This window comes from Prevotella sp. C0026C3 (genome assembly GCF_056590795.1).
The window spans coordinates 46,007-56,881 of record NZ_JBWPWW010000017.1; the positions used below are offsets into that span (position 1 = coordinate 46,007).

11 protein-coding genes are annotated in these 10,875 nt (G+C 41.6%); 2 read left to right on the forward strand and 9 right to left on the reverse strand.

Annotated elements, in window-relative coordinates; translation table 11 throughout:
- Nucleotides 1–7 precede the first annotated feature (7 nt).
- The 8 genes from AC1EK4_RS10025 to AC1EK4_RS10060 form a co-directional block, all read right to left on the reverse strand.
- Nucleotides 8–1,219, reverse strand: coding sequence for a tyrosine-type recombinase/integrase (locus tag AC1EK4_RS10025; protein ID WP_480358130.1), 1,212 nt, complete (start codon nucleotides 1,217–1,219; stop codon nucleotides 8–10).
- A 373-nt stretch (nucleotides 1,220–1,592) separates the two neighbouring features.
- Nucleotides 1,593–2,585 (reverse strand): translation elongation factor Ts, encoded by a 993-nt coding sequence (tsf, locus tag AC1EK4_RS10030; RefSeq protein ID WP_036896648.1) that lies wholly within the window; start codon nucleotides 2,583–2,585, stop codon nucleotides 1,593–1,595.
- A 41-nt stretch (nucleotides 2,586–2,626) separates the two neighbouring features.
- Complete coding sequence (rpsB, locus tag AC1EK4_RS10035; RefSeq protein ID WP_036896649.1) at nucleotides 2,627–3,457, reverse strand: 30S ribosomal protein S2; 831 nt, start codon at nucleotides 3,455–3,457, stop codon at nucleotides 2,627–2,629.
- Nucleotides 3,458–3,579: 122 nt separating this feature from the next.
- Nucleotides 3,580–3,966, reverse strand: coding sequence for a 30S ribosomal protein S9 (gene rpsI / locus AC1EK4_RS10040; protein ID WP_036896650.1), 387 nt, complete (start codon nucleotides 3,964–3,966; stop codon nucleotides 3,580–3,582).
- Nucleotides 3,967–3,975: 9 nt separating this feature from the next.
- The gene (gene rplM / locus AC1EK4_RS10045; RefSeq protein WP_480358132.1) at nucleotides 3,976–4,437 is read right to left on the reverse strand and encodes a 50S ribosomal protein L13; all 462 of its coding nucleotides are present in this window, start codon (nucleotides 4,435–4,437) and stop codon (nucleotides 3,976–3,978) included.
- Between the two features lie 313 nt (nucleotides 4,438–4,750).
- On the reverse strand, nucleotides 4,751–5,563 hold the full coding sequence (locus tag AC1EK4_RS10050) for a class I SAM-dependent methyltransferase (protein ID WP_480358134.1): 813 nt from the start codon (nucleotides 5,561–5,563) through the stop codon (nucleotides 4,751–4,753).
- A gap of 195 nt (nucleotides 5,564–5,758) precedes the next feature.
- Nucleotides 5,759–6,496 carry an MvaI/BcnI family restriction endonuclease gene (locus AC1EK4_RS10055; RefSeq protein WP_480358136.1) on the reverse strand — a complete coding sequence of 246 codons (738 nt, stop codon included), beginning with the start codon at nucleotides 6,494–6,496 and terminating at the stop codon, nucleotides 5,759–5,761.
- Nucleotides 6,486–6,773: a helix-turn-helix transcriptional regulator gene (locus AC1EK4_RS10060; RefSeq protein ID WP_036896654.1), complete on the reverse strand. Its 288-nt coding sequence runs from the start codon at nucleotides 6,771–6,773 to the stop codon at nucleotides 6,486–6,488. The genes AC1EK4_RS10055 and AC1EK4_RS10060 overlap by 11 nt, the downstream gene beginning before the upstream one ends.
- Before the next feature lie 114 nt (nucleotides 6,774–6,887).
- Between AC1EK4_RS10060 and AC1EK4_RS10065 the strand changes: the two genes are divergently transcribed.
- Nucleotides 6,888–8,123, forward strand: coding sequence for a DNA methyltransferase (locus AC1EK4_RS10065; protein ID WP_480358138.1), 1,236 nt, complete (start codon nucleotides 6,888–6,890; stop codon nucleotides 8,121–8,123).
- Nucleotides 8,124–8,184: 61 nt separating this feature from the next.
- Here the strand turns inward: AC1EK4_RS10065 and AC1EK4_RS10070 are convergent, their stop codons facing one another.
- Nucleotides 8,185–8,895: a sulfite exporter TauE/SafE family protein gene (locus AC1EK4_RS10070; RefSeq protein ID WP_036896656.1), complete on the reverse strand. Its 711-nt coding sequence runs from the start codon at nucleotides 8,893–8,895 to the stop codon at nucleotides 8,185–8,187.
- 283 nt (nucleotides 8,896–9,178) lie between these two features.
- Between AC1EK4_RS10070 and AC1EK4_RS10075 the strand changes: the two genes are divergently transcribed.
- Nucleotides 9,179–10,459, forward strand: coding sequence for a phosphatase PAP2 family protein (locus tag AC1EK4_RS10075; RefSeq protein ID WP_480358140.1), 1,281 nt, complete (start codon nucleotides 9,179–9,181; stop codon nucleotides 10,457–10,459).
- The last annotated feature ends 416 nt before the right edge of the window (nucleotides 10,460–10,875 follow it).

Below are 10,875 nucleotides of genomic sequence, written 5' to 3' on the forward strand. Positions count from 1 at the left end.
ATAATTCCTACTTACTTAAAACATCATCAAGGAGTTCTACTGCTTCCCTTTTCTTTTTACCTACCAACTCTGCATATACTTGGGTAGTCTGTATGCTCTTATGCCCTAATAGCTTTTGAACTGTAAACAAATCCGCACCCTTAGTTACCAACATCGTTGCATAAGTGTGCCGGCTTTGATGAAATGTGATGTGCTTTCTCACCCCAGCCCTCTGCGCCCATCGGTTTAGCTCTGTATTTACACACCATTCCGTAATAGGTAGGCTTTCTTGCAGCTTTTTATTAGTCCACCTTTCAGCTGTAGGAAAAACAAAATCGCTTTCACTTCTATTCCCTTTATTCGGGAGCCAATACAAAGCTGATTCAGGCAATGGGACATCAATATACGTTGCTGTTTTCTGCATCCTTTTATGGAGAAAGAAAGAACCGTCCACGCTCTTTATTTCATCCCATCTTAATGACCTTATATCACTGATACGAAAGCCCGTAAAACAAGCAAACAAGAACGCTCTGCGCAATAATTTATTCTGATTATTGTAGGTGCAATTTATCATTGCTTGTAGCTCCTCAATAGTCAGATAGCCAATCGGAACGCTTCCCGTATTTATAGGCTTAAAATCTTCTTTGCTTAATCCATAAGCTGGATTTACGGATATTACACCTTGACGAACAGCCTCTTTTAATGCACTGGATAAAACGATAAAATAACTCTTTGCTGTACTCTTTGCAAGCGATTTGGTATTGATAGTTGCAGTTCTTGATTTTGCAGTAGAAAGATAGTTTATAAAGTCTCGACAGTATTTAGCATCAACTTGGCCCACTGAAACGTTTCTACCTTTCTGAAAAGCCTCAACGTGTTTTATCGCAGTTCCTATTTGTTCCGCTCTTTTATTACTCTGTCCTGTCCTTAATCTTATTTCCTGAAAAATTCTCAACCAATCCAGCAAAGGCATCTTCTCTTTGCCAGTTCTTAACCCCGCTTTGCCATTCTCCAACTCTAATAATCGTTGTGCCCGGATAGCTTGAGCAACCTTCATCGTATTTTCATTAGCCACTCGTGCTACCTGTGATGTCTCTGGGATTAGGAATAGTTTTAGAAACTCATAGCTCCTTTTCCCGTCTTGATAAGTATCAAGGTAGATACTTTTGTTTCCCTTTGCCAGTTCCTTAAAACGGATCCGGATAGGGCTTTTAACATTGATCTGCTTTTTACGTCCCATATTTACTAATTTGTTACCACTGGCAAAGATAAGGTTTTTTTGGTAACAAGCAAGCAAACGAGTAACAAAATAGTAACAAAAAACAAATAAAAATTAGCTAAATAAAGAAAGTGTTTATAATGATAAAGACTTATAAAGAGTTGATTTTCATAGGTTTTATTTTACTCTACTTTTCTAATAGTTCATTCCCACGGCAAATATCTTCATCTTCTTATTGTTTGCTTACATCATATATCTTTGCAAACTTACAAAAAAAAGAATGCAAAAGCAAATTATTGATTCATTTCACCCGCATACATGTATACGCGTATACATAAAATAAGGAGGATATGCTTGTCGGCATATCCTCCTCTATTGTCTGTTTTGAATAAATTTATTCAGCACGCAATGTAAAACGACGGAATGCAAGTGCTGTCAATTCCTTGTCAGCCTGCTGCAAGTAGTCGGTTACAGTGAGCTTAGAATCCTGAATGAATTCCTGATTCAACAAGCAATTTTCCTTGTAGAACTTATTCATACGACCATTAGCGATGTTCTGAATCATCTGTTCTGGCAAAGAAGCAGCTTTCTGCTCAGCAGTTTCTTTCTTGAGTTTGCGAATCTCGTCAGCCTCAGCCTCGGTGATGTTGCCCTTACGAACACCTTCTTCCAAGTGCTCCTCGCTCTCTGCGATATAAGCATTGAAGCCAGCCTTCTTGATAGCTGCAGCTACAGCCTTCTCAACCTGTTCTTCCTTAGTCTTCTGAACAGCAACGACAAACTCCTTCTCTTTAACCTCAGCAGGAACTTCAGCCTCGTTCAAAGCAACTGGGTTCATAGCAGCGATCTGCATTGCTATAGCGTGGCCCTGCTCTTCGGCAGCCTTGTTCAACTGAACCATGGTACCCAAGAGGTGCTTGTTCTGGTGGTCGTAAACATAGATGTTGTCACCAACGATGAAGTTGTAACCATCCAATTCCATCTTCTCACCAGAGATACCTGAACGCAATTTCACAGCTTCAGCAATCTTGGTACCGTCAGCCAATGTCAACTCTTCAACCTCAGCAAGGCTCTGAGCCTTAGCAGCCATAGCAGCGTCTAAGATGTCTTCGGTCAGTTTGATAAAATCAGCACCATTGGCAACGAAGTCGGTCTCACACTTCAAAGCAATCATAGCAGCGAAACCATCTGCAGCCTTTACAAGCACGCAGCCGTTAGAAGTCTCACGGTCAGAACGCTTTGCAGCGATAGCCAAACCACGCTCGCGAACGAGCTCGATTGCCTTTTCAATATCACCATCAGCCTCGGTAAGCGCCTTCTTGCAATCAGCAAGTCCGGCACCGGTCATTTTACGAAGCTTCTGGATGTCAGCTATTGTAACAGCCATATTAATTTTCTTTCGTTAAAGGGTTATATTTGAATTTCTAATTACTCAGCAGCAGGAGCTTCTTCAGCAGTAGCCTCAGCTACAACCTCTGCCTTTTCTTCCTTCTGAGCCTTACGAGCACGACGTGGCTTGTCGGCAGCTTCTTCAGCCTGCTCTGCAGCAGCCTTCTCATCAGCCTTCTCAGCCTTACGCTCTTCCAAGCCCTCAGCGATAGCACCGCAAACAGCAGTCAAGATAACATTAACGCTATCGTTGGCATCGTCGTTAGCAGGAATCACATAGTCGATATTCTTAGGATTTGAGTTTGTATCTACGATAGCAAATACAGGGATACCCAAACGGTTAGCCTCTTTCACAGCGATGTGTTCTTTCATTACGTCGACAACGAAGAGTGCGCTAGGCAGACGAGTCAAATCGGCGATAGACCCCAAGTTCTTTTCGAGCTTGGCACGCTGACGTGTAATCTGCAACAATTCACGCTTAGAGAGGTTAGAGAATGTACCATCGTTCATCAGTTTATCGATGTTCGTCATTTTCTTAACAGCCTTACGAATAGTAGGGAAGTTGGTAAGCATACCACCAGCCCAACGCTCGTTTACGTATGGCATGTTAACAGATGCTGCCTTCTCGGCAACGATGTCCTTAGCTTGTTTTTTAGTAGCGACGAACAGGATTTTCTTTCCTGATTTGGCGATTCCCTTCAAAGCTTCAGCAGCCTCGTCAATCTTAGCTACAGTCTTGTGAAGGTCGATGATATGAATACCGTTACGCTCCATAAAGATATAAGGAGCCATTGCAGGATTCCACTTGCGGCGGAGGTGACCAAAGTGACAGCCAGCCTCTAGTAATTGGTCAAAATTAGTTCTTGACATTTCTTTTTCTTTTAATTGTTTACTTTCTTTTGAATTCTTTTGTCAGAATCAGCCTGTGGGTAATCTCACTAAAGAGAGTCCCACCGGTTTAGATACTAAACAGGAGGCGCAAGGCCACCATATTAACGCTTGCTGAACTGGAAGCGACGACGTGCCTTTGGACGTCCCGGTTTCTTACGCTCAACAGCACGGCTATCACGTGTCATGAAGCCTTTCTTCTTGAGAGCCTTCTTATCTTCTGCGTTAATCTTTACCAATGCGCGAGCGATAGCGAGACGAAGAGCTTGGCTCTGGCCTGTGAAACCGCCACCATCGAGATTAGCCTTGATGTCATATTTACCCTCTACTTCAAGCTCTGCCAAAGGCTGCTTTACTACATACTGTAGGATAGCTGAAGGGAAATAAGTTTCTAAATCTTTCTTATTGATTGTGATCTTACCGGTACCTTCTGTCAGGTAGACACGAGCGACAGCACTCTTACGGCGACCAATTGTATTGATAACTTCCATCTTTTTGCTTTATTTGTACTGGTTAATGTCGATGTTCTTTGGCCTCTGAGCCTCTTTGTCATGCTCAGCACCATTGAATACATAAAGATTGCTCAAGAGATGACGACCTAGACGTCCCTTTGGCAACATACCCTTTACGGCGTGACGAAGAATCTTGTCCATACCGTCCTCACGGGTACGCAGTTCAGCCGGCGTATTGAAACGCTGACCACCGGGATAACCAGTATAACGAGTGTAAACCTTATCAGTTTCCTTCTTACCTGTGAAAACCACCTTCTCGGCGTTGATAATGATTACATTGTCTCCACAATCCACATGGGGAGTGAAGCTTGGTTTGTACTTTCCGCGCAACAGCTTAGCGACCTTAGAGCAAAGGCGACCTACAACTTGATCGCTGGCGTCTACTACGACCCACTCTTTCTGGGCTGTTTCCTTATTCACGGAAATAGTCTTGTAACTTAAAGTGTTCATTTTAAGATTTGATTTTACTACTAAAAAACGTTTTAAACTTTATTCTGACAACACGAGCATACGCTCACGCTGCTGTGCAGACGATTCACTAACCATGGAGCTCGGCCAAAAGCTACACTATTAACACCCCTGCACTGGGGTTCTAAGTTTATCCCCGAAATAATCGGACTGCAAAGTTACGACGTTTTATTTACATGGTATCATTCGGCCTACTATAAACCTTTTATTTTATCATTAATTAACGTTATTATATTTATTTAATACGCTTTTATCTCATCGCATCATACAACATAAACTTCCCCCTCGTATGATATCATCGAATCTCTACCTTTACAATACGCTGATTGAGACGCTTATAAAAATAAGGTAGCAGATACATAAGGTGCAAAACGAGAGGGAACCGCCCTTGGTCGTAATCGCTCATATAATACTCTCGGCCGATATGCAGTTTGGAATGCCATGACTCCATCTTCCGGGTATCGAGTTCCGACCACAAAAATGGCACGCTGCTACTCATCTTTTTCACCGTCTCGTGGTGTTTGGCACGTTTCAGGGCAAAGTAGGTCAACATATCAAAGACCAACGTAGCTTCGTCGAAGCGCTCGCAGACGGTTTGAAAGAAATCCCTGACCACAGCCGGTTCAAAATACATCAATACACCTTCTATGAGTATCAACACGGGTTTGCCATACGACTTCACCATCTCTATCCACTGGTAATCGAACATAGACAAGCCCAAGTATGTATTTCTCTCGGTTTCAGGAATCAGCTTCCGACGGAGACCAATGACTTCCTTCAAGTCCAAATCAAACCAATGTGTCACATCTGGACAGCCTAAACGTTGATAACGCCCGTCCAATCCCGCACCGAGCTGCACCACCACTCCATCGGGATTTGTAACAAGAAAGTTCCTCACCTCCTTATCAATCAGCGCAGCACGCACACAACATCCAACCTGCGACAGTCTACTGCCATTGAATTTCGAGAAATCATAATCGATGTTCTCCATTATACTTTTAGCCACTTCATCATGAATCAATCCTCCACATTGTATAGTTTCCGTGGCTTTAGCCCACAATGTAATCAGCATTGTCTCAGGGATACTTGATAACCGTATAGTTTCCATTCATTTGTTATTTATTTGACGATACGGCAAAGTTAGTCGCTATTCTGTTTCTCGGCAATACCTAATAATGTGGATTTATATATGAGTTCTTAAGTTTATAAGTTCATGAGCTCATAGAGTTACGTTGCTAAAAGAACAAGTCTTCTATCTCTCAAATATCATTAGAGGATAGAAAAGGGGCAACAAACCAACCCTTTATTCTACATTTTCTTTATCAGCATATAGTAATTTTATATTTGGCTGTAATATTCTAAATCCGCTTCCATGGTCATGCGTTTTACCATTTGCATAACTACCTATCCTTATATCAAACATAATCATGCCATCGTCTATCAGGTCTAAAAACTTACTAAATGCAGGATTAGTATATATCTCCGCTTTATTAAAGTAGAAATGTTCTGTATCATCTTCAAACTTTCTTTCTGCACTCACATAGAAAAGATTATGTAGTTTATTCTTTAGTATCCTGTCTAAAGCGTCATAGTTATAGCCGACACTGCTATCCAGTAGATGATGCTCTAAATCGTATACACCGATTTTAATAGTCCTTTGCCCTCTGTCATTTATAAGTTTGAAAGATAACTTACCAGCAAAGGTATTAAAACTATTAGCAAACATAGATGTATGCAACCTTTTCAAACCGGCTTTCTCTATTTCCTCATAAGGTACACCATATCTATTTCTTAAGTAGGTGTTAGCCCCTCTAGGGAATGAGGGAGCCTTTGTAAAAAGAGTTACATACGATGTAGCCTCTTCTCTATGCGACTTGATTTCATAACCTGCCAAATCGGGGGCATCTAAGTTATTTTCTACAACTCCTACATAATCCTCAAATGTCTTACCTATGCCTGTGTTATTTTTCCTGTTACTAGGGACATACCCCAGCGCTTTAACTTCTCTAAATCTTTCTATCATAAAATCTTTATTCTCCATAATCAATAATTTTATCTATGAGTATTTTTATTATATCACTGTTTTCATAATCAGCATCTTCCAAGAATAGTTGCTCTATCCGTATATTATAACATTTACATAAAGCCCTTATTTGGCTTAAAGTGTATTTATGAGGCCTATTTAGACTTTCAATATTACCGATTTGTCCATTACTAATCCCTAGAATAGAACCAACTTTCTGCTGGCTATATCCTCTTTCCTCTCTTAATTTTCGTAATTTTGATACTATTACTTGCTGGTATTCTGATTTAACCATAGTTTTTACTAATTTTGCTACAAATTTATTGAAATACACTTTTCACCATGCTCTCATTTTGAAAGTATTTAATAATTTTGTACTCTCATATTAAAAGTCAACAACAATAACAAGATGTATAAACGGAAAATAGATGATAGATGGAGCTTTAAGGAAGCTAATACAAAAGAGTTTACCCATTGTTATCACAATTATCCGGCTATGATGATTCCACAGATAGCCAGGACACTTATAGAAGAGTATAAGCCTGAAGGAAGGTTAAGGCTTATATTCGATCCTTACATGGGTAGTGGTACAACTCTAGTAGAAGCCTCCTTAGCCGGTATAGATTCTATTGGTGCGGATTTAAATCCATTGGCTAGATTAATGGGAAAAGTAAAGACCACTCATTATAATTACGAGTCTGTTTTAAGGCAGTTTAGAGTCATGCAGTCTGAACTAATTTTCTATTCTGAGGATAAAGTCATAGAGCGAAATTTTGACAGAATATCCAACTATTCGTTTTGGTATGATGAGAAAACTTTATTAAAGCTATCTTTTCTATCTCAATTAATAAAGGATGCAGAGGATAAAGATTTCTTTAATATTGCCTTAGCAGAGACTGTAAGAGAAGTCTCTTTTACTAGAAATGGCGAGTTTAAAAGATATAGAATGAATAAGGACAGTATAGCTAAATTCAATCCAAATACTTTTAATCTATTTGAGAAGAAAGTACTAAGAAACTTGGAAGGATTAAAAACATATAATGAATGCGCTAACAAAGTAGCAGCATCTATTTATGATTTTAATTCTACTAATGACATACCATCCAATATTATAGCTGATAATGCCGTAGATATGGTTGTAACCTCTCCTCCCTATGGTGATAGCCGCACTACTGTTGCTTATGGTCAATTCTCCAGATGGGCTAACGAATGGTTTAATTTTGAAAATGCGAGAAATTTGGATCGCCTATTAATGGGAGGAAAGAAAAGTAAAGAGGAACTATTCAAAACGGAAAGCATTAGAGAAGTGCTAGATGAGATAGATAGCTTAGAGCATAAAAGGTATTTAGAAGTAATATCATTTCTGAATGACTATTACCTATCTATACAACATGTTGCCAAGACTGTTAGAAGTGGTGGTGTCGTTTGCTATGTTGTAGGTGACAGAAGGGTTAAAGATGTGCAGATACCTTTGGACTACTTTACTGCTGAGATGTTTGAAAAATGCGGATTTAAGCATCACATTACTTTGGTAAGAGAAATACCAAATAAGCGGATGCCATCTAAAACGAGCCCAACCAATAAAGTAGGAGCCAAGGTTAGCACCATGAGTCACGAATATATAGTAATACTTAAGAAGTCGTAAAACTGCCAAAGCCAACTCGAACCTAAAGACTCATAAGCTTAAAAACCTAGAATTCCCAAAATTACACTGTCAGCATCAACCATAGAGAAATGACTATCATCATGGCAGCTACGATACGTTGATACAGCTTCTTGTGGGCATAACGTATCAAGCGTAAGGCTATGAAATTACCCACCATCATGGCGCAGCCTATAAAGAAACCATTCAAGAAGATGTGCCAATCCATCAAACCAAAGCGATTATAAGTCACCGCTTTAACCATGTGCATGGCAGTGGCAGCCGTGGCTTCACTGACAATATAGGCTACCGGTGAGAGGTTAAGCGAGAGAAACACGGCACTACTCAGCGGGCCGGAGATACCAAGCATACCATTAAGCAAGCCGGTAAGACCTCCACCTACGAGCATCGTGTGTCTCCCCCCACCTAAATGAACCTTTCCTCGTAACTTCATGATGGAGAACACGATGAGAAATATGCATAATATACGGGTCATCAACGCCTTGTCTATCATTGAGAAGCCAAATGCTCCCAACGCAGTAAAAGGCAAAGCCGGTATCAAAAACCAAGCCACCTGTCGCCAATGTATCTCGCGCCACCCCATGCCGGCACGCGAAAGATTACTCATCATCTGCGCGATGGTAGAGACAGGCACCGCAATCTCAATGCCATAAAAATAGGTAATGACCGGCAAAAGAATCATGCCGCCCCCAAAACCGATAGAACCAGAGAACGTCCCGGCAACAAGACCTACAAGCGCTAATACTATATACATATCCTACGTTCACTTTGAAAAGTATTACAAAGGTAGTCATTCCCCGACAAACACACACCAAACATGCATTTAATTAAGGAAATATATTTTTTACATTCTCCTTTACCATTTTCTCAATAACATCTTGTAATTTTGCAGTTTCAAACACACGCTGCCGCGTTTAAGCCCAGAAGCACACCGGACATACGACACAACAACCTCTATCTGACATCTATCAGCGGAATGTTCAGTGAAGCATAAACGAACAAGTAATAACAGCGGACAGACAGTATTTATCACAGAAATGGGAAAAAATCAAAAGAAGACACTCAGAAAGACAATTACATTCATTGCTTTTCTAATGTTTGTTACCACATCAACAGCATCAACAACCAATGAAAACGACTCTTTACGAGCTGTCAACGACACTACACATCAAAGCCAACTGCTGAAAAAGATTGACGGTATCGGTCGTCAGCGATGGTTCCAAGCTACTTACATCGGCGTCCCATTCATCATCGGCGGACTGCTGGAAGGGCATTATGATACCGATTTTAGAAGTTTACGCAATAACTTCATGCCTAAATTCCACTACACATTAGACAATTATCTGCAATTAACACCGACCGCCGTCATGGTCGGACTCAAAGCCATCGGCGTACCAAGCAGGTCGTCGTGGGAACGCATGGTGGTAAGCAACGTCATCTCAGTGGCACTCATGACGAGCGTGGTACAAGGCTTAAAACACACCACACGCGTCACTCGCCCTGACGGAAGCAACAAGCAAAGCTTTCCATCTGGGCATACCGCCACGGCATTTATGGCCGCCACGATGCTCACCAAAGAATACGGACACCTCTCCCCATGGATAGGTGTGGCCGCTTACAGTATGGCAACGACCACCGGACTGATGCGTGTGGCCAATAACAAGCACTGGTTAAGCGACGTGCTGGTGGGAGCAGGATTCGGCATTCTATCCACGGAATTTGGCTATTGGATAGCCGATGCCATTATGAAAGAACGAGGACTAAACATCCACCCCACGCAGGAGACCATGGAAATAGGGCTAAGCAAGCCCTCGTTTATCGGAGTCTATACCGGCTTCAACGTCCCTTTGAGCCAATACGATCTAAACGAAGCCGTAGAATACAAGTTCTCTGCAGGCACGACAATAGGTGCAGAGGGTGCATGGTTTTTCAATCACTACCTAGGCATTGGTGCACGCGCCACAGTCTCTAATAGTCACATTATCGTAAACGAGAAAGAGGCCTCGGAGAACACACTCGACTTCTACAACATCAGCGCAGGCCCTTATTTCTCTGTCCCCTTGACGCCCCGTTGGCGTATTGGCACAAAAGCGTTGATTGGATACATAGGATATAAGGATACTAACATTGGAGGGGTGGACGTCCCAAGTAGCTGTGGTATCTCATACGGAAGCGGACTAAGCCTCGATTACCGGCTGAAGCGCAACTTCGCTTTTGGCGGTTTCACCGACTACAACCTTCTCCCTGCCCATAGTGTATCAAGCAAAGAGCACATACACACCCTCACTTTGGGCTTCAGGGCAGCCATCAACTTCTGATAATAGCCCTAGGTTTCAGTATTCGACTCACACTCTTCTTCCTACAACTCACAAACTTACAGCCTTATACACCAACGGATTTGCCCCACAGGTCAACGGTCGATAAATCCCAAAACATTCAGACAAAAAATGCTGCAAAGGTGAGACAAGGATGCTGCCCCGGCTCTTCAGCAATACTGCAAAGCCTTAACAGGAGAGTTGCCAAGGCCATGCAGCCAACTATAAATAATCGGAAAAGAGCGGAATCAGGCGCTATCTCTAGTAATAAACAAGAGAGATGGTGTAGATAGAGTGTATTCCACCTACACAAAAACGGCAATAGCCAACCATGGACAATATCGCAGAGTCAACCCGCAAGTGCAAAATTATAAAACGTATTTGAAGAATTCACACTTTGGAGTAGAAAAGTTTAATTT

Bases quoted from the DNA above. Each gene is read 5' to 3' on its own strand.
- AC1EK4_RS10025 (WP_480358130.1), bottom strand. From the start codon at position 1,219: ATGGGACGTAAAAAGCAGATCAATGTTAAAAGCCCTATCCGGATCCGT.
- tsf (WP_036896648.1), bottom strand. From the start codon at position 2,585: ATGGCTGTTACAATAGCTGACATCCAGAAGCTTCGTAAAATGACCGGT.
- rpsB (WP_036896649.1), bottom strand. From the start codon at position 3,457: ATGTCAAGAACTAATTTTGACCAATTACTAGAGGCTGGCTGTCACTTT.
- rpsI (WP_036896650.1), bottom strand. From the start codon at position 3,966: ATGGAAGTTATCAATACAATTGGTCGCCGTAAGAGTGCTGTCGCTCGT.
- rplM (WP_480358132.1), bottom strand. From the start codon at position 4,437: ATGAACACTTTAAGTTACAAGACTATTTCCGTGAATAAGGAAACAGCC.
- AC1EK4_RS10050 (WP_480358134.1), bottom strand. From the start codon at position 5,563: ATGGAAACTATACGGTTATCAAGTATCCCTGAGACAATGCTGATTACA.
- AC1EK4_RS10055 (WP_480358136.1), bottom strand. From the start codon at position 6,496: ATGGAGAATAAAGATTTTATGATAGAAAGATTTAGAGAAGTTAAAGCG.
- AC1EK4_RS10060 (WP_036896654.1), bottom strand. From the start codon at position 6,773: ATGGTTAAATCAGAATACCAGCAAGTAATAGTATCAAAATTACGAAAA.
- AC1EK4_RS10065 (WP_480358138.1), top strand. From the start codon at position 6,888: ATGTATAAACGGAAAATAGATGATAGATGGAGCTTTAAGGAAGCTAAT.
- AC1EK4_RS10070 (WP_036896656.1), bottom strand. From the start codon at position 8,895: ATGTATATAGTATTAGCGCTTGTAGGTCTTGTTGCCGGGACGTTCTCT.
- AC1EK4_RS10075 (WP_480358140.1), top strand. From the start codon at position 9,179: ATGGGAAAAAATCAAAAGAAGACACTCAGAAAGACAATTACATTCATT.